The organism is Chromobacterium sp. S0633 (genome assembly GCF_024158805.1).
In the GTDB taxonomy this organism is placed as follows: Bacteria; Pseudomonadota; Gammaproteobacteria; order Burkholderiales; family Chromobacteriaceae; genus Chromobacterium.
In genome coordinates this window covers 1-16,961 of record NZ_JAMZGH010000014.1, presented here as the reverse complement: position 1 = coordinate 16,961, position 16,961 = coordinate 1, and the positions used below count along the sequence as shown (strand labels likewise).

Annotated in this window: 18 protein-coding genes; 3 read left to right on the top strand and 15 right to left on the bottom strand. The window is 64.2% G+C overall.

Features of this window, described 5'->3' with window-relative positions; translation table 11 throughout:
- Positions 1–30 precede the first annotated feature (30 nt).
- The 13 genes from yfcF to cmk all read right to left on the bottom strand — a co-directional run bounded on the left by yfcF (position 31) and on the right by cmk (position 11,594).
- Positions 31–654: a glutathione transferase gene (gene yfcF, locus NK214_RS10385; protein ID WP_235087755.1), complete on the bottom strand. Its 624-nt coding sequence runs from the start codon at positions 652–654 to the stop codon at positions 31–33.
- A 155-nt stretch (positions 655–809) separates the two neighbouring features.
- The gene (gene cysM, locus NK214_RS10380) at positions 810–1,694 is read right to left on the bottom strand and encodes a cysteine synthase CysM (RefSeq protein WP_107799724.1); all 885 of its coding nucleotides are present in this window, start codon (positions 1,692–1,694) and stop codon (positions 810–812) included.
- A gap of 94 nt (positions 1,695–1,788) precedes the next feature.
- A complete protein-coding gene (locus tag NK214_RS10375) occupies positions 1,789–2,232 on the bottom strand; it encodes an NUDIX hydrolase (RefSeq protein WP_253314414.1) in 444 nt (147 codons plus the stop codon).
- Positions 2,229–3,224: an ADP-glyceromanno-heptose 6-epimerase gene (gene rfaD, locus NK214_RS10370; protein ID WP_107799726.1), complete on the bottom strand. Its 996-nt coding sequence runs from the start codon at positions 3,222–3,224 to the stop codon at positions 2,229–2,231. Before rfaD ends, NK214_RS10375 begins: the two co-directional genes overlap by 4 nt.
- Before the next feature lie 55 nt (positions 3,225–3,279).
- Positions 3,280–3,858 (bottom strand): DUF924 family protein, encoded by a 579-nt coding sequence (locus NK214_RS10365; protein WP_253314413.1) that lies wholly within the window; start codon positions 3,856–3,858, stop codon positions 3,280–3,282.
- Positions 3,859–3,894: 36 nt separating this feature from the next.
- Positions 3,895–4,857 carry a D-glycero-beta-D-manno-heptose-7-phosphate kinase gene (gene rfaE1, locus NK214_RS10360; protein ID WP_304502833.1) on the bottom strand — a complete coding sequence of 321 codons (963 nt, stop codon included), beginning with the start codon at positions 4,855–4,857 and terminating at the stop codon, positions 3,895–3,897.
- 8 nt (positions 4,858–4,865) lie between these two features.
- Positions 4,866–6,185 (bottom strand): UDP-glucose/GDP-mannose dehydrogenase family protein, encoded by a 1,320-nt coding sequence (locus NK214_RS10355; protein ID WP_107799729.1) that lies wholly within the window; start codon positions 6,183–6,185, stop codon positions 4,866–4,868.
- A 3-nt stretch (positions 6,186–6,188) separates the two neighbouring features.
- Positions 6,189–6,926: an orotidine-5'-phosphate decarboxylase gene (gene pyrF, locus NK214_RS10350; protein ID WP_107799730.1), complete on the bottom strand. Its 738-nt coding sequence runs from the start codon at positions 6,924–6,926 to the stop codon at positions 6,189–6,191.
- A gap of 183 nt (positions 6,927–7,109) precedes the next feature.
- Positions 7,110–8,270 (bottom strand): lipopolysaccharide assembly protein LapB, encoded by a 1,161-nt coding sequence (gene lapB, locus NK214_RS10345; protein ID WP_199225882.1) that lies wholly within the window; start codon positions 8,268–8,270, stop codon positions 7,110–7,112.
- 120 nt (positions 8,271–8,390) lie between these two features.
- Positions 8,391–8,684 (bottom strand): lipopolysaccharide assembly LapA domain-containing protein, encoded by a 294-nt coding sequence (locus NK214_RS10340; protein WP_019104285.1) that lies wholly within the window; start codon positions 8,682–8,684, stop codon positions 8,391–8,393.
- A gap of 135 nt (positions 8,685–8,819) precedes the next feature.
- Positions 8,820–9,134: an integration host factor subunit beta gene (locus NK214_RS10335; protein ID WP_019104286.1), complete on the bottom strand. Its 315-nt coding sequence runs from the start codon at positions 9,132–9,134 to the stop codon at positions 8,820–8,822.
- Between the two features lie 7 nt (positions 9,135–9,141).
- The gene (gene rpsA / locus NK214_RS10330) at positions 9,142–10,833 is read right to left on the bottom strand and encodes a 30S ribosomal protein S1 (RefSeq protein ID WP_085951937.1); all 1,692 of its coding nucleotides are present in this window, start codon (positions 10,831–10,833) and stop codon (positions 9,142–9,144) included.
- Between the two features lie 92 nt (positions 10,834–10,925).
- Complete coding sequence (gene cmk, locus NK214_RS10325; RefSeq protein ID WP_107799732.1) at positions 10,926–11,594, bottom strand: (d)CMP kinase; 669 nt, start codon at positions 11,592–11,594, stop codon at positions 10,926–10,928.
- 229 nt (positions 11,595–11,823) lie between these two features.
- Between cmk and aroA the strand changes: the two genes are divergently transcribed.
- Both aroA and NK214_RS10315 read left to right on the top strand, forming a co-directional pair.
- Entirely contained in the window at positions 11,824–13,116 is a 1,293-nt protein-coding gene (aroA, locus tag NK214_RS10320; protein WP_227104005.1) for a 3-phosphoshikimate 1-carboxyvinyltransferase, read from the top strand.
- Positions 13,117–13,234: 118 nt separating this feature from the next.
- Positions 13,235–13,654, top strand: a complete 420-nt coding sequence (locus tag NK214_RS10315) for a nucleoside triphosphate pyrophosphohydrolase family protein (protein WP_253314412.1) — start codon at positions 13,235–13,237, stop codon at positions 13,652–13,654.
- Positions 13,655–13,840: 186 nt separating this feature from the next.
- Here NK214_RS10315 and NK214_RS10310 read toward each other — a convergent pair whose 3' ends face one another.
- Together NK214_RS10310 and NK214_RS10305 are read right to left on the bottom strand one after the other, a co-directional pair.
- Positions 13,841–14,473, bottom strand: a complete 633-nt coding sequence (locus NK214_RS10310) for a bifunctional 2-polyprenyl-6-hydroxyphenol methylase/3-demethylubiquinol 3-O-methyltransferase UbiG (protein ID WP_107799735.1) — start codon at positions 14,471–14,473, stop codon at positions 13,841–13,843.
- 144 nt (positions 14,474–14,617) lie between these two features.
- Positions 14,618–15,247, bottom strand: a complete 630-nt coding sequence (locus NK214_RS10305; protein ID WP_107799736.1) for a LysE family translocator — start codon at positions 15,245–15,247, stop codon at positions 14,618–14,620.
- Between the two features lie 208 nt (positions 15,248–15,455).
- On the opposite strand from NK214_RS10305, the gene NK214_RS10300 reads away from it, so the two are divergent.
- Positions 15,456–16,877, top strand: coding sequence for a PLP-dependent aminotransferase family protein (locus tag NK214_RS10300; RefSeq protein WP_235087745.1), 1,422 nt, complete (start codon positions 15,456–15,458; stop codon positions 16,875–16,877).
- The last annotated feature ends 84 nt before the right edge of the window (positions 16,878–16,961 follow it).

Here is a 16,961-nt window from a genome sequence, read left to right as displayed (position 1 = left end):
CAGTCCAGGCGCGGGCGCGCGCTCAGCCTTTCAAGCCGAGGCCGCCCGCCGTCCCAGCGCCAGCCAGTCCTGCACCGCCGGCCGCCGCCATTGGCGCTCGGCGTAGGCGGCCAAACGCGGCGGCAGCGCATCGTCGTATTGCAGCCGTTTCAGCATTAGCGCGAGATCGGTATCGGCCAGACACCAGGCGCCGAACAGCTCGCCGCCGTCGGCCGGCAGCAATTGCTCCGCGGCCGCGATCAGCTTGCCGGCCGCCTGGCGCGCTTCCGGCGCCAGCGTGCCCGCCGCCGGACGCAGAAACACCACCTCGGTGTTGCGGTCTTCCCGCAGCGCCATCAGATCGCTGCGCAGCCAGGCTTGCAGCTGGCGCGCGCGAGCGCGCTGGCGCAAGTCCTGCGGGTATAGCCGCGCGCGTTCGGGATAAGCGTCTTCCAGATATTCGGCAATGGCCGAGGATTCGCTGAGACGGAACTCGCCGTCTTCCAGCATGGGCACGCGGGCGGTCAGCGACTGACGCCGATAGTCGGCCGCCAGATTGGCCTGCGCCTCCAGGCTGACGGTCGATAGTTCGAAAGTCAGCCCCTTTTCTTTCAGGGCGACAAAGGCGGACAGCGCGTAAGGGCTGAGAAAACGGGAATCGACATGCAGCAGCATCGGAGCCTCCGGGACGGGGACAATGGACTCCCGATGCTAGCGACATGAGGCGCCGGACGCCAGCGCCAAAACGCGAACACTGCGTTCCGCCGCGCCGTCCGTCTTGTGACGCGGTTCACAAGCGCCTTGGCCGGAAGGGGCGTGAACCCTCGCTCTCAGCCGAACAGTCCAGTGGACAGGTAACGGTCGCCGCGGTCGCAGATGATGGAGACGATGACCGCGTTCTCCAGCTGACGCGACAGGCGCAGCGCCACCGCCAAGGCGCCGCCGGACGAAGGCCCGGCCAGGATGCCCTCCTCGCGCGCCAGTTGCCGCGCCATATCCTCGGCCTCCTGCTGGCCGACGTGCTGCAAATCGTCCAGTTGCGAGAAGTCGCAAATCTTGGGCACGTAAGGGTCTTCCCATTTACGGATGCCGGCGATCTGGCTGCCCGGCTCCGGATGCACGCCCACGATCTGGATCGCCGGATTTTGCTGCTTCAGATAGCGGCTGGTGCCCATGACGGTGCCGGTGGTGCCCATGCTGGACACGAAGTGGGTGACGCCGCCCCGGGTGTCATGCCAGATTTCCGGCCCGGTGCTTTCATAGTGGGCCAGCGGATTGTCCGGATTGGAGAATTGATCGAGGATGCGGCCCTGGCCGGCGGCTTCCATCTTGCGCGCCAGGTCGATGGAACCCGGCATGGAGGCTTCCTTGGGGGTCAGGACCACTTCCGCGCCGTAGGCGCGCATCGCCTGCACCCGCTCGGCGCTGGAGTTCTCCGGCATGATGAGGATCATCTTATAGCCCATCATCGCCGCCGCCATCGCCAACGCGATGCCGGTGTTGCCGCTGGTGGGTTCGATCAGCGTATCGCCCGGCTGGATCTCGCCGCGCTCTTCCGCGCGACGGATCATGGACAACGCCGGCCGGTCTTTGACCGAACCCGCCGGGTTATTGCCTTCCAGCTTGACCAGCACGATGTTGCTGGTGACGCCGGGCAGGCGCTTGAGTCTGACCAAGGGGGTGTGGCCGACGAAATCTTCCAGATGCTTGTACACGACGCGTTCTCCAACGGGGAACGGCCATTATACCGATTGGCTATCAGCAAAGACGGAATCCTTATGTCTAAGCAAATAACCGTTGCTGCAACTATCAGCCCGCGGACGCTTCCGCCAGCATCGCCAGCAAGTCTTCAGGGAAATAGCGCGCGCCGGACGCGGCTAGTTCCTCCGGCGGCCACCAACGGCCCCGCCCCATCACCCGCCGCTCAAGCGCGGTCCTGCCGCCGTCGTCCAGCCTCGCGTGTTCGACGCGGATCAGGAAGAAATGCTCAAGCGCCCGCACCCGTTCTCCGTCCAACAGCGTCAACTCGAATGAGCGGCGGGCCACCGGCGAGCCGGGATCGGCGATAAGGTGACCGGTCTCTTCACGGCATTCGCGCCGGGCCGCGTCCGCCAGGCTTTCGCCGGCTTCGAGTTCGCCGCCCGGCGTGAACCAGTATTCGGCCCGGTCCGCCGGCTGGTAGGGAAAGAGCAGCACCCTGCCCGCCGGGTCCAGCATCAGCAGCCGCGCCGCCTGCCGGACGCGCAGCGTCATTGCTTGATCAGCCAATCCACGTAGCGATCCACGCCCTGCTCGACGTCAAACAGCTCGGCGCCGTAACCGGCGCTGCGCAGTTTGCCGATGTCGGCCTGGGTGAAACTCTGATATTTGCCCTTGAGCGCGTCCGGGAAGTCCACGTATTCGACGATGCCCTGAGCCGCCATCTCGTCCAGGCTCAGCGCCGGCTGGCCGTCATGGCGGCGGCAGGCGTTGACGGTGGCCACGGCCACGTCGTTGAACGGCTGCGAGCGGCCGGAACCCAGGTTGAAGATGCCGCTCTTTTCCGGGTGGTCCAGGAAATACAGATTGATCTTGGCCACATCCTCCACCGACACGAAGTCGCGGCTTTGCATGCCGTTGCCCCAGCCGTCCCAGCCGCCGAACAGCTTGACCTTGCCATGTTCGCGATACTGATTGAAGTGGTGGAAGGCCACCGAGGCCATCCGGCCCTTATGCTGCTCGCGCGGGCCGTAGACGTTGAAATAGCGGAAGCCCACCGCCTGCGCGCTCAGGCCTTCCTTCATGCGTTGACGCAGCACTTGGTCGAACAGGAATTTGGAATAGCCGTAGACATTGAGCGGACCTTCGTACTGGCGCTCTTCCTTGAACACGGTGCCCTTGCCGTAGGTGGCGGCGCTGGAGGCGTAGAGGAACTGAATCTCCTCGTGCTGACAGTAGTCGAACAGGGCCAGCGTGTACTGATAGTTGTTATCCATCATGTACTTGCCGTCGTGGTTCATGGTATCGGAACACGCGCCCTGGTGCAGGATGGCGGACAGTTCGCCCTCAAACTCGCCTTCCAGCAGCAAGGCCAGGAAGTCGTGCTTGTCCATATAGTGGGCGATTTCGCAATCCACCAGATTGCGGAACTTGTCGCCGCTGGACAGATTGTCCACGGCGATGATGTCGGTGACGCCGCGCTCGTTCAGCGCCTTGACCAGGTTGGAACCAATAAAACCGGCGGCGCCGGTGACGACGATAGTCATGTTTTGCCTTTCCGCCGCCGGCCATCGCCGACGGCGCGAGAATATTGCTGCGCGTTTAAAAACCGGCGCCGGGCTCGGCCAGATAGGCCTTCTCGTCCGGCGTGTCCATCCGGCCCAGCGCGGCGTTGCGATGCGGGAAGCGTCCGAAGCGGACGATCACGTCCCGGTGGCGGTGCGCGTAATCGATAAAACTCGCCATGGCCGCGTCCTCGGCCATGGTTTCAAACAAACGCACGGCTTCGTCCTGATCCGCCAGCGACTCGCTGTGCTCGAACGGCAGATAGACGAAGGTGCGGGCGATATGCGGCAGTTGCCGGTCCAGGCCGCGCGCCACTATCTCGCGCGCCAGCGCCAGCGCCTGGCCGTCGGTGGCGAAGGCCTCGGCCGAGCGGCGGAACAGATTGCGCGGGAATTGATCGGTCAGAATCAGCCAGGCCAGACCGCGGCGAGCGTCGCCGGCCTCCGCCGGCAGTTCCCCGGCGCGCGCCTGTCGCCACGCGTCCAGGAAGCGTTCGCGGATAATGCCGTCGAACACTTCATCCTTCTTGAACCAGGCGCTGCGCGGCACCGACAGGAAACTGTCGTCGCCGCCGCCAAACCAGAACGCCAAGATGGCATCGGTATAGTGCTGCATGGGTTCTCCTTCAGGATCCAGCCTGACTGGACGGGATCACACGGCGAAAAGTTCGCGCTGGCTGCACACCGCGGTGCCCAGCTTGCCCACCACCACGCCGGCGGCGGCGTTGGCGAGACTCATCGCCACCGGCAGCGGCTGGCCGGCGGCCAGCCCCAGGCCCAGCGTGCCGATCACGGTGTCGCCGGCGCCGGACACGTCGTAGACTTCGCGCGCGAAGGTGGGCTGATGCACCACGCCCTCGTCGCGGAACAAGGTCATGCCCTCCTCGCTGCGCGTCACCAGCAAGGCGTCCAGCGCCAAGTCCGCACGCAAGGCCTGCGCCTTGGCGGTCAGCTCGCTCTCCGACGCCCAGCGGCCGGCCACCTGGCGGAACTCGCTGCGATTGGGCGTCAACAGCGTGGCGCCGGCGTATTTGCTGTAGTCGTCGCCCTTGGGATCGATCAACACCGGCTTGCCGGCCTGGCGCGCCAGTTCGATCATCTTGCTGACGTGGGTCAGCCCGCCCTTGCCGTAATCGGACAGGATCACCACGTCGTGCTCGGCCAGGATCTGCTGATACTCTTCCAGCTTGCCGGCCAGGATCTCATGGCTGGGCGCGTCCTCGAAGTCGAGGCGGATCAGCTGTTGCTGCCGCGCCACCACGCGCAACTTGATGGTGGTGGCGATGCTGGGGTCGCGCTTCAGCGAGGTGGCGATGCCGTCCGCGGCCAGCAGGCGCTCCAGCGCCGAGGCGGCTTCGTCGTCGCCCACCACCGACAGCAAGGTGGCCTTGCCGCCCAGGCCGGCGATATTGCGCGCCACGTTGGCGGCGCCGCCGGCGCGCTCTTCAATGCGCTCGATCTTGGCCACCGGCACCGGCGCTTCCGGCGAAATGCGGGTGGCGTCGCCGAACCAATAACGGTCCAGCATCACATCGCCCACCACCAGGACTTTCGCTTGCGCCAGTTCGGCGGCCAGTTTGGAGCTGTCCAGCCCCAGGTCTTGCATCAGGCCCATGATTATCCTCAGCGGCCGATCGCGAAGTAATCGAAGCCCTGCTCGCGCATCCAGGCCGGATCGTACATATTGCGGCCGTCGAACACTAAGGGCTGCTTCAGCGCTTGCTTGACCGCGCTCAGGTCCGGCGCGCGGAACATCTTCCATTCGGTGACGATCAGCAAGGCGTCGGCCTGCCGCAACGCCGCCATCATGTCGTCGGCGAAGCTCAGGCCGGCGATGTCGCCCATCACCCGCTGCGCTTCATGGATGGCCACCGGATCGAAGGCCACCACTTCCGCGCCGCGGCGGCTCAGTTCTTCCGCGATCACGCGGCTGGGCGCTTCGCGCATATCGTCGGTGTTGGGCTTGAAGGCCAGGCCCCACATCGCGAAGCGGCGGCCGGACAGATCTTGGCCGAAACGCGCCAGCACCTTGTCCACCAGGCGCAGCTTTTGCAGATCGTTGGCCTCTTCCACCGCGCTCAACACGCGCAAGTCATGGCCGTTTTCCTTGGCGGTCTGCACCAGGGCCTTGACGTCCTTGGGGAAGCAGGAGCCGCCGTAGCCCACGCCCGGATACAGGAAGTGATAGCCGATGCGCGGATCCGAGCCCATGCCCAACCGCACTTGCTCGATGTCGGCGCCCAGGCTCTCGGCCAGATTGGCCAATTCGTTCATGAAGGAGATGCGCGTCGCCAGCATGGCGTTGGCCGCGTACTTGGTCAGTTCGGCGGAGCGCACGTCCATCAGCAGCACGCGCTCGTGATTGCGCTGGAACGGCGCGTACAGCCGGCGCATCATCGCGGCCGCGCGCTCGTCGTCTACGCCGATCACCACGCGGTCCGGACGCATGAAGTCGTCGATGGCCGCGCCTTCCTTCAGGAATTCCGGGTTGGACACCACGCTGAATTCCAACGCCTCGCCGCGCTCGGCCAGGGTTTCCGCCACCGCCGCCTTGACCAGGTCGGCGGTGCCCACCGGCACCGTGGACTTGTCGACGATGACCTTGTAGTCCGTCATGTGGCGGCCGATATTGCGCGCGGCGGCCAGCACGTATTGCAGGTCGGCGGAGCCGTCCTCGTCCGGCGGGGTGCCGACGGCGATGAACTGCACGTCGCCGAAGGCCACAGACTCGGCGATGTCGGTGGTGAAGCTGAGCCGGCCGGCGGCGACGTTGCGCCGCACCATGTCTTCCAGACCGGGTTCGAAAATCGGAATGCCGCCCTGTTTCAGGATGGCGATCTTATTGGGATCCACATCCAGGCAGCACACGTGATAGCCGGTTTCCGCCAGACACGTGCCGGTCACCAGACCGACATACCCCGTACCGATAACTGTGATTTTCATATTTTATTGAGCCTGATAGTGCTGAATGTCTTGATTGATCGCGCGCAACACGGCCAGCGGGTCGGCGGCGCGGGTGATGGGCCGGCCTATCACCAGATAATCGGAGCCTGCGGCCAGCGCGGTCGTCGGCGTCATCACCCGGCGCTGATCGTCGGCTACGCTGTCCGCCAGGCGGATGCCCGGCGTCACCAGTTTGAATTCGCGGCCCAGCGCGGCTTTCAGTTCGCCGGCTTCCTGGGCCGAACACACCACGCCGTCCAGCCCGCAGTCGCGGGTCAGCGCGGCCAGCCGCAGCACATGCTCTTGCGGCGAAGCGGCGATGCCGATTTCGGCCAGATCCGCCGCTTCCATGCTGGTCAGCACCGTCACCGCGATCAAGAGCGGACGCTGGCTGTACGGCGCCAGCGCCTCGCGCGCGGCCTCCATCATCCGGCGGCCGCCGGAGGCGTGCACATTGACCATCCAGACGCCGGCTTCCGCCGCCGCCTTGCAAGCATGGGCCACGGTATTGGGAATATCGTGGAACTTCAAATCCAGAAACACCTGAAACCCTCTGGCCACCAGACTCTCCACCAGGCTACGGCCGGAGGAGGTGAACAGCTCCTTGCCCACCTTGAGGCGACACTCGCTCGGGTCCAGGCGGCTGGCGAAGCGCAAGGCGCTGTCCGCGTCGGCAAAGTCCAGGGCCACGACGACGGGCGAAGTCGGCTGCGCCGCGTCGGCTGCGATCAAAGGATTCATGCTTGCTCCATTCTTGCCGCCGACGCTCGCCGACGGCCGGTATTCAAATCAGCGCAGCCGCTCTCTGGCGGCTGCACAACTATCCCTACGCCCAAGCCGCTGACAACACCTCGCGGAGAAGCAGAGGCAAGGCGCGCAGACGTAAGCAGTACATCTAGGCGTTTTGTTCAGCGGCGCTGCTGCTTACTGCGATTCCGTCCGGTTGGCGGTGAAGCCCTCCCACTCGCCGCAGGCCGGGCAATGCCAGAAGAAGGCGCGCGAGCGGAAGTTGCAGCATTTGCAACGGTGCACGCTCAGGCGCTGCGCGTGCTTGAGCACCAAGGCGCGCGCCACTTCCGCGTCCATCCGCCCTTCCGGGCTCAATTCGTCCATCTGCGCCTCGATCAAGCGGTAGACGCCGGACAGGCTGGGACGGGCGTGCACGCCCTCGCGCGCCACTTCCAGCGCTTTTTCCTCGCCCTCGTAAGTGGCGATCTTCTGGTACAGCAGATCGGTCAGTTCCAGCTGCGGGAATGTCTTCTGATAGCCGCGCAGCAAGGCGATGCCTTCCAGCGGCTTGTCCAGCCGCTCATAGGCGTCGAACAGCCGCTCGGCGGCCATCGACAAGTATTCGTAATTCTGCTTTTCAATGTTCTGCCAGGCCGCGATCGCCGCCTCCACATGACCGCCGGCGAACTCGATATCTCCGAGGATCAAGCTGGCGCGCACGCACTTGCGGTTGGCCGTGAACGCTTCTTCCACATAGTGGCGCGCTTGTTCGCTATTGGATTTGTACAACTCGCCCTGGGCCAGTTCGCAATAGAACTGCGCCACCTCGTGCTGGAAGGAATGCGCGTCGCTGCGCAACTCCTTGGCGGTGGCGATGGCCTTGTGCCAATCGCGGTCCTGCTGGTAGATGTCCAGCAGCTGACGCCGCGCGGCCAGGCCCATATTGCCGTCCTGCAGCTTGATCAGAATCTCTTCCGCCCGGTCCACCAGACCCGCTTTACGGAAATCCTGGGCCAATTCGAAGCGCACCGCGTCGCGGTGCTCGGCCGGCAGATCCGGCGCGTCCAGCATGCGCTGATGCAACCGGATGGCGCGGTCGTTCTCCCCGCGCTTGCGGTAGAGCTTGCCCAAGGTGTGCTGCAACTCCAGCGCCGACCCTTGCTGGCGCGCCACTTCGGCCAGGGCCGAGGCGGCGATATCGGTCTTGTCCTCCACCAGCGCGTCCAGGCCGCGGAAAAATCCGGTCGGCACCGCCTTCGCCTGTTTCAGCACCGTGCGCATGTCCACGCGCGCGGCAAACCAACCCAGGCCGAAAAAGGCCGGAAACAATAGCAACCACCACAAATCCAGTTCCAACAGCAATCCTTTCCGGACAAACAACAACAGCCGCTCCCGGGCGGCATCATCAAGAACGACGGATTCCATCGCGGCGGCGCCTAGGCGCGGCGCCGGCTCGCTCCGCCGCTCGCGCTAGGCTCAATCGGCGATCGCGTCGCTGGGGTCGCTGATCACCTTGCTGGCGGGGGGACGGTTGCGCAATTCTTTTTTCAATTGGGACAGCTCTTTCCGGCTGCGCAGATAATAGCCGAGCGTGGCGAGCAGACCGACCAGCGCGCCAACCACGAAAAACAGCAGCAGAAACACAATCAGCGGCGCGGACCAGGACTGGCCGAAGAACAATTTGAATTCAACCGCATGGCTGTTTTGCACGGTGACCGCGATCAGGAATACCAACAGGGCCAATTCAACGATACGAAGCAGGTAACGCATGATCTCGCTCGATTTGTTTGCCGGAGTGCAAGTTTAAACGATAGCCCGGCGCAACCCAAGCTGGAATTTCAGCCGCGCAAAGAAAAAGCGCCGCAAAAAGCGGCGCTTCGGATTCGCTAGACAGGGCTTGAACGCCTAGGCTTCGCTCTGCTCCAACAGGGACAGATCGACGCGTTCGCGCAATTCTTTACCCGCCTTGAAATGCGGCACATATTTCTCAGGAACCGAGACGCTGGTGCCCGACTTGGGGTTGCGGCCAATCCGCGGCGGACGGTAGTTCAAATCGAAACTGCCGAAACCGCGGATTTCAATCCGGTTTCCCTGCGCCAGGTTATTGGCCATCGCATCCAAAATGGTTTTGACGGCCAACTCAGCGTCTTTGTAGACCAACTGAGAATTGCGCTCGGCGAGTCGTTCCGACAGCCTAGCGATCAGCTCAGATTTGGTCATGTCTCAATTACTCGTTAGAGCCGGACAGTTTTGCCTTCAGCAAGGCACCCAGATTGGTGGTGCCAGCGGAAGCGCTGTCAACGGACAGGCTCTTCAGAGCAACGTTGTCTTCCTGAGCGTCTTTAGCCTTGATGGACAGGCTGATGTTGCGGGACTTGCGGTCCACGGCAATGATCACGGCTTCCACTTCTTCGCCGTCCTTCAGAACGGAGCGAGCGTCTTCCACGCGGTCGCGGGACAGTTCGGAAGCGCGCAGGTAGCCTTCAACATCGGTGTCCAGAGTCACGACGGCGCCTTTGGCGTCAACGGACTTCACGGTGCCCTTAACCAGAGCGCCCTTGTCGTTCATCGCAACGAAGTTGTTGAACGGATCGCCTTCCATCTGCTTGATGCCCAGGGAAATGCGCTCTTTCTCAACGTCGATGGACAGAACAACGGCTTCAACCTCGTCGCCCTTCTTGAACTTGCGCACGGCTTCTTCGCCAGCTTCGTTCCAGGACAGGTCGGACAGGTGAACCAGGCCGTCGATGCCGCCCGGCAGGCCAACGAACACGCCGAAGTCGGTGATGGACTTGATCGCGCCCTTCAGCTTGTCGCCTTTGTGGAAGTTGTCGGCAAACTCGTTCCACGGGTTGGCCAGGCACTGCTTCATGCCCAGGGAGATGCGACGACGGTCTTCGTCGATTTCCAGGATCATGACTTCCACTTCGTCGCCAACCTGAACAACCTTGGACGGGTGTACGTTCTTGTTGGTCCAGTCCATTTCGGACACGTGCACCAGGCCTTCGATGCCCTGTTCGATTTCCACGAACGCGCCGTAGTCGGTCAGGTTGGTCACCTTGCCGAACAGACGGGTGCCGGACGGGTAGCGGCGGGACAGGCCCACCCACGGATCTTCGCCCAGTTGCTTCAGACCCAGGGATACGCGGTTCTTCTCTTGGTCGAACTTCAGTACCTTGGCTTCCACTTCGTCGCCCACGGCCAGAACTTCGGACGGGTGCTTCACGCGGCGCCATGCCAGGTCGGTGATGTGCAGCAGACCATCGATGCCGCCCAGGTCAACGAACGCACCGTAGTCGGTGATGTTCTTGACGATACCCTTGATGATGGCGCCCTCTTTCAGGGTTTCCAGCAGAGCTTTGCGCTCTTCGCCCAGGGTTTCTTCCAGCACGGAACGACGGGACACAACAACGTTGTTGCGCTTGCGATCCAGCTTGATGACCTTGAATTCGATCTGTTTGTTTTCGTACGGGGTGGTGTCTTTCACCGGACGCACGTCAACCAGGGAACCCGGCAGGAAGGCGCGGATGCCGTTGACCATAACGGTCAGGCCGCCTTTGACTTTGCCGCTGATCAGACCGGACAGGATCTTGCCGGTTTCCAGAGCCTCTTCCAGCTCCACCCAAGCGGCCAGGCGCTTGGCTTTTTCGCGGGACAGCTTGGTTTCGCCAAAGCCGTTTTCCAGCGCGTCGATGGCGACGGTAACGAAGTCGCCGATGGCCACTTCGACCACGCCTTGGTCGTTCTTGAATTCTTCAGCCGGAATCAGGGACTCGGACTTGAGGCCTGCGTTCACGGTTACAAAGTTGGAATCAACTGCCACCACTTCGGCAGTGATCACCTCGCCCACGCGCATGTCGTGAAGGGTCAGGCTTTCCTCAAACAGCTGAGCGAAGTTTTCCATGGAGAGGGTAGTCATCAAGCGTACTCTCGGTGCGCGCCTTGCGGCGTGCGGGGTTAGGGTTGCACAACGGGTTTATTGCCTTGCAGCATTTTCACCCGACAAAAAAATCATAGGCCGGAGACCTGTCTTTCCTCGAACCAACGTAGAACCTGTGCGACCGCCTGGTCGATGGTCAGCTCCGTGGTGTCGAGCAAAAAGGCGTCCGGCTCCTGGCGCAGCGGCGCTACCGGCCGGGCGGCATCGCGCGCGTCCCGATCGATAATGTCCTGCAGAATCCGTGGGAGATTAGCAGAATCTCCCTTGCCGATCAACTGCTTATAGCGGCGCTCGGCGCGTTCCTCGGCGCTGGCGGTCAAAAACACCTTCAAGGCGGCGGCGGGAAACACCACCGAACCCATGTCGCGGCCGTCCGTCACCAGGCCCGGCAACTGGCAGAAATCGCGTTGGCGCTGCAACAGCGCGGCGCGCACCGCCGGCAGCGCGCCCACCTTGGACGCGCCGATGCCGATTTCCTCGCTGCGTATCGCCGCGCTGGCGTCGTTGCTCTCCAGCCACACCGCCCCGTCGGCGAACTCCACCGGCAAGCCGGAGGCGGCCGCGGCCAGGCCCGGCTCGTCGTCCCAGCCTATATTGTGACGCTGCGCGAACAGCGCCAGCAGCCGGTAGAGCGAGCCCGAATCCAGATAATGAAAACCCAGCCGCGCGGCGACCAGGGCGGCGACGGTGCCCTTGCCCGAGGCGGACGGGCCGTCGATGGCGATGACAGGTGCGGTCATGTACAGACGATGTCCTTGCAGAAATTCGCGCCGGCCGCCGCGACGGGCAACCGGCCAAACCGTCGATTTTATCTCAAAGCCGCGGGCCGGCGCAGCAAGATTCTACGACGCGCGCCGCGCCGACGCGCCGCCACGCGGGTTTGCGCAAAGACCTTCCTGGCGGTTACATTGTCCGACGGGCGCCGCGTCGCCCTTCGCCAACCCCAAGAACACAAGATCCCGAACCGCCATGGAACAACTGCATCTCGCCCCCGTCCTCCGCCTGTCCGGCGCCATCAAGCTCCCCGGCTCGAAAAGCATCTCCAACCGCACCCTGCTGCTGGCCGCGCTGGGCAGCGGCAGCACCCTGGTGCGCGATCTGCTGGATTCGGACGACATCCGCCACATGCTGGCGGCGCTGAAGCTGCTGGGCGTGGAGATCGAACAGATAGGCGACAGCCGCGACTTCCGCGTGCAGGGCGTGGGCGGCGAATTTCCGGTTAAAAGCGCAGACCTGTTCCTCGGCAACGCCGGCACCGCCTTCCGCCCGCTGACCGCCGCGCTGGCGCTGATGCAGGGCGATTACCAACTCAGCGGCGTGCCGCGCATGCACGAACGGCCGATCGGCGATCTGGTGGACGCGCTGCGCGTGGCCGGCGCCAAGATTCAGTACCAAGGCCAGCCCGGCTACCCGCCGCTGACCATCGCGCCGGCGCAACTGGAGGCCGGCCGGATCATCCCGGTCAAGGGCAATGTGTCCAGCCAGTTCCTCACCGCCTTGCTGATGGCGCTGCCGCTGACCGGCGAAACCGCGGTCATCGAAGTCAGCGGCGAGCTGATCTCCAAGCCCTATATCGAAATCACCCTCAATCTGATGGCGCGCTTCGGCGTGCGGGTTGAGCGCGACGGCTGGCGCCGCTTCACCATCCCCGGCGGCCAGACTTATATTTCCCCGGGAGAGGTTCACGTGGAAGGCGACGCCTCCAGCGCGTCCTATTTCCTCGCCGCCGGCGCGCTGGCGGGCGGCCCGGTGCGGGTGGAAGGCGTGGGCGCGGACAGCATTCAGGGCGACGTCAAGTTCGCCGACGCGCTGCGCCTGATGGGCGCCGAAGTCAGCATGGGGCCCAATTGGATAGAAGCCCGCGCCAGCCTCCCGCTCAAGGCGATAGACGCCGACTTCAACCACATCCCGGACGCGGCGATGACCTTGGCGGTGGCGGCGCTGGCCGCCGACGGCACCAGCACGCTGCGCAATATCGAGAGCTGGCGCGTCAAGGAAACCGACCGCCTGAGCGCGATGGCCGCCGAGCTGCGCAAGGTCGGCGCCGTGGTGGAAGAAGGCCAGGACTACATCCGCATCACCCCGCCGCCGGCCTTGACGCCGAACGCCGAGATCGACACCTACGACGACCACCGCATGGCGATGTGCTTCTCCCTGATTTCGCTGCTGGGCGCCCCGGTCACCATCAACGACCCCAAATGCGTGGCCAAGACCTTCCCCGATTACTTCGACGCGCTGGCCGCGCTGAGCGCTCAGGCATAAACCCCGCGGCGCCCCGATCCAGCCCCGCCCCGGCGGGGCTTTGTTTTGCCCGCCGCTTGCGCCCCGCCCGCCGATAAAACACAATATATGGATCACAAAAACAGAAAGACGCTAAATAATGGAAAACTTCTTCGCCCTACGCCGCCAATTCATGCAGCAGTTCGACATCCCCAGCCCGGCTCAGCCGCAATGGCAGCCGCAGCAGCTGGCGATGTGGGAGACCATGTTGGGCGAAGAGCTGGCGGAATTCCAGCAAGCGCTGGCCGACTACAAGCGCCAGGACGGCGATGAAGCGGAACGCGCGCGCCGGATGGCGGAGCTGCTGGCCGAGGGCGTGGACGTGCTCAATGTGCTCAGCGGCCTGCTGATGTCGCAAGGCCTGCCGCTGGAAGAGATGACGCGGGAGATCCACGCCGCCAATATGCGCAAATGCGTGGACGGCAAGATTGTGCGCCGCGAGGACGGCAAGGTGCTGAAGCCGGCCGACTGGCGGCCGGCCGACAAGGAAGGAGTGATACGCCGGGCGCTGGAGTCCTGAGAACCTGTTTACGTTCTGCTGCGCGTCGTGAAACGTGACGCGGCGAGTACCGCTTCGAAATGCTCATGCACCACGTGTACATTCCGCTTTCTCAGCCGCAACGCCTTGCCTCACCTTGAGCTCGCGAGATCGTAAACAGGTTCTGAGAGCCCGATAAAGCCCGCCGCGCGTCGGCGGCAACGGCGCTCAGTGATCCCGCCGCGCGAACAGCCGGGCGATGCCGTGGTAATGCGGCTGGCCATGGCCGACATCCAGCGCATACTCCTCTTGATAGGCCAGCAGGCTCAGCGCCGAGAACTGACGGCGCAGCTCTCCCGGCTGGTAGTAATGCTTGACGTAGGAGGCCGTCTCGCTGGCCACCCGGCCCAGGGCGTCGCACCCCGGATCGTCGACCGTGAACACCGATACGAACAGATGGCCGCCCGGCTCCAGCGCGGCGGCCATCTGGCGCGCCAGCGCCTCGCCCTCGTCCGCACCCAAATGATCCAGCGAAGTATTCGCGACGATCAGCCGGAAACGCCCCGGCTCCAGTTCCAGGCCGGCCAGATCCGCCACCCTGCCGCTCACGTTCAGCCTGCGCTCGTCCGCCGCCTCGCCCAGACTCGCGATCGCCTCCGCCGAACCGTCCACCGCCGTCATCGCGAAGCCCCGCTGAGCCAGAAACAAGGCGTTGCGACCCTGGCCGCAGCCCAGATCCAGGCCGGCTCCGTCGCCCGCCACATGATATTTTTCCAGATACTGGACCAAGGATGGGGACGGCTTGTCCCCGTAGAAGGACGTGCTCGAACGATACACGCCGTCGAAACCCGCTGCTGTCATGATGATGCCCCCGTCTCGGCTGCCCGCCTACGGCCTACCCCGGCCCGGGTGCGTCCCAGGATACCTGTACGATAAGCCACCTACCCTTTTGGACAGCATAGACGATGTCCCCAGCAAGAACATCCCTATCGATTTAGCTATTCATCAAATCATTTGCGGCAGCGCGTGCAAGGACTGCGCCGGCAGCATTTCCAGCAACAGCCAGATCGCGGTTCCCGCCAGCATCGCCGCCATGCCGCAATTGAAAACCCTCAACCGGCGCGGCGACGCCAGGAAGCGGCGCGCGGCCACGCCGGACCCCGCCCACAGCGCGATGCACGGCAGGCCGATGACGAAAGTCAGCGCCGCGAACAGCAGGCCGGCATGCCAGGCGTTCATCTTGGCCGGCAGAAACACCATCGCGATATTGAAACCCATCAGCCACACCTTGGGATTCAACCAGTTGAACAGCACCCCGCCCCAAAACCCCATAGGCGCGCCGCCGGACTCGCCCGCGGCCGGCGCCGAGCGCGCCATGCCCCAGGACAGCCACAGCAAATACAGGCAGCCGGCCATGGCCAGGTAAATCTGCACCGAAGCGATGACGGCGACCAGGCTGCCCAGGAACACCGTCAACAGGCCCACCTGCACCGACAGGCCCAGCGACATGCCCAGCAAGGCCGGCACCGTGCGGGAAAAACCGTGATTGACCCCGGACGAGGCCAATACCAGATTGTTCGGCCCCGGCGTGATCGACATCACCAACAGATAAGTCACCAACGCAACAAAGTTCATTACCGCTCCAAACCATAGCCAGCGGCCGGACAATCCGGACGCGACATGTTTTCAATGCTGGCCATGATAACGCCGCCGCAACATCGAATACAGATTCAGAAAAATTGAATTGGAACCATAACAGTTTTACAATTTCAAAACTGTTATGGTCGTTTTTGCGGAAAATTGTACCGATGGCGACCCCACATCTGTCAGCGAGGCCCCCAGCATGAGCGACGAACCCCTCTATCAGCAGTTGGTCAACGAATGGATCACCCTGATCCAGACCGGCGTGGTGCAGCCTGGAGAACGGCTGCCCTCGGTGCGCAAGGCCTGCGAAATGCACAAGGTCAGCCCGTCCACCATCCTGATGACTTACCGCACGCTGGAGGACCGCGGCCTGATCGAGGCGCGGCCGCAATCCGGCTTCTACGTCAAATCCGCCGCCACCCTGCCGCTGCCGCGCATGCGCCGGCAAAGCGCCGCCCACCACGCCGGCGAGGTGGTGGACCAGATCGAAGCGGTGATGACGGCGCAGACACGGGAGGATTTCATCGACCTGTCCTTGGCCAGCCCGCGCGGCAGCGACTTCTACCCCACCACCCGCTTCAAGCACATCATGGGGCGGCTGCTGCGCCAGCACCCGGAGCTGACCACCGATTACCCGTTTCCGCCCGGCTCGGAACGGCTGCGCCGCCAGATCGCCCAGCGCGCGGTCAGCTGGGGCTGCGTGCTGGCCGCCGAGGACTTGGTGATCACCAACGGCTGCACCGAGGCGCTGCAACTGGCCTTGCGCGCCTGCTGCAAGCCGGGCGACACCGTGGGCCTGGAATCGCCCACTTATTTCGCGCTGCTGCCCACGCTGAAGAACCTGGGCCTGAGCGTGATCGAAATTCCCACCCATCCGGCCAACGGCCTGTCGCTGGACGCGCTGGAACTCTTGCTGTCGGAGAAAAGGCTGAACGCCATCGTGGCCATGCCCACCGTGCACAATCCGCTGGGCTGCACCATGCCGGCCGAGGCCAAGCAAAGGCTGGCGGCGCTGGTCAACGAGCACCAGGTGCCGCTGATCGAGGACGTGCCGCACGCCGATCTGCACTACGACGGCGCCACCCCGGACGCGGTCAAGGCCTATGACCGCGACGGCTGGGTGCTGCTGTGCTCCAGCTACAGCAAGACCTTGGCGCCGGGTTTTCGCATCGGCTGGATCGCGCCCGGGCGCTTCTTGCGGGAAGTGACGCGGCTGAAGTTCGCCAGCTCGCTGGCCCAGCCGCGCTTACTGGAGGAAACGCTGGCGGAATATCTGGAAACCGGCGGCTACGACCACCACCTGCGGCTGATCCGCCGCCACTTCATGAGCCAGATGGAAAGGCTGCGCGGCACCGTCGCCAGCTGCTTCCCGGCTCAGACGCGGGCCACCTCGCCGTCCGGCGGCTGCCTGCTGTGGGTGGAGCTGCCCAGCGGCGTGGACACCATGGCATTGTTCCAGACGGCGCTGGCCGAACGCATCACCATCGCGCCCGGCACGCTGTACTCGGCCAAGGGGCGCTACCGCAATTGCGTGCGGCTGTCCTGCTGCTATCCGTGGAACCCGGCGTACGAACGCGCCTTGCGGCGCGTGGGGGAACTGGCGGGAGAGATGGCCGACTGAATCAGGCCGGACGGCCGCTACGCGGCGGCTGGGCGCGCACCGCGGCGCGCGAAGAGGACGGCGCGGACGACGGCGCCACCGCCG

Excerpts from the sequence above, each read along its gene's own strand:
- NK214_RS10335 (WP_019104286.1), bottom strand. The coding sequence starts at position 9,134 with ATGACCAAATCTGAGCTGATCGCTAGGCTGTCGGAACGACTCGCCGAG.
- rfaD (WP_107799726.1), bottom strand. The coding sequence starts at position 3,224 with ATGACTATCGTCGTCACCGGCGCCGCCGGTTTTATTGGTTCCAACCTG.
- NK214_RS10355 (WP_107799729.1), bottom strand. The coding sequence starts at position 6,185 with ATGAAAATCACAGTTATCGGTACGGGGTATGTCGGTCTGGTGACCGGC.
- aroA (WP_227104005.1), top strand. The coding sequence starts at position 11,824 with ATGGAACAACTGCATCTCGCCCCCGTCCTCCGCCTGTCCGGCGCCATC.
- NK214_RS10340 (WP_019104285.1), bottom strand. The coding sequence starts at position 8,684 with ATGCGTTACCTGCTTCGTATCGTTGAATTGGCCCTGTTGGTATTCCTG.
- NK214_RS10375 (WP_253314414.1), bottom strand. The coding sequence starts at position 2,232 with ATGACGCTGCGCGTCCGGCAGGCGGCGCGGCTGCTGATGCTGGACCCG.
- NK214_RS10315 (WP_253314412.1), top strand. The coding sequence starts at position 13,235 with ATGGAAAACTTCTTCGCCCTACGCCGCCAATTCATGCAGCAGTTCGAC.
- NK214_RS10365 (WP_253314413.1), bottom strand. The coding sequence starts at position 3,858 with ATGCAGCACTATACCGATGCCATCTTGGCGTTCTGGTTTGGCGGCGGC.
- rpsA (WP_085951937.1), bottom strand. The coding sequence starts at position 10,833 with ATGACTACCCTCTCCATGGAAAACTTCGCTCAGCTGTTTGAGGAAAGC.
- yfcF (WP_235087755.1), bottom strand. The coding sequence starts at position 654 with ATGCTGCTGCATGTCGATTCCCGTTTTCTCAGCCCTTACGCGCTGTCC.
- NK214_RS10305 (WP_107799736.1), bottom strand. The coding sequence starts at position 15,247 with ATGAACTTTGTTGCGTTGGTGACTTATCTGTTGGTGATGTCGATCACG.
- NK214_RS10310 (WP_107799735.1), bottom strand. The coding sequence starts at position 14,473 with ATGACAGCAGCGGGTTTCGACGGCGTGTATCGTTCGAGCACGTCCTTC.
- pyrF (WP_107799730.1), bottom strand. The coding sequence starts at position 6,926 with ATGAATCCTTTGATCGCAGCCGACGCGGCGCAGCCGACTTCGCCCGTC.
- NK214_RS10300 (WP_235087745.1), top strand. The coding sequence starts at position 15,456 with ATGAGCGACGAACCCCTCTATCAGCAGTTGGTCAACGAATGGATCACC.
- rfaE1 (WP_304502833.1), bottom strand. The coding sequence starts at position 4,857 with ATGGGCCTGATGCAAGACCTGGGGCTGGACAGCTCCAAACTGGCCGCC.
- cmk (WP_107799732.1), bottom strand. The coding sequence starts at position 11,594 with ATGACCGCACCTGTCATCGCCATCGACGGCCCGTCCGCCTCGGGCAAG.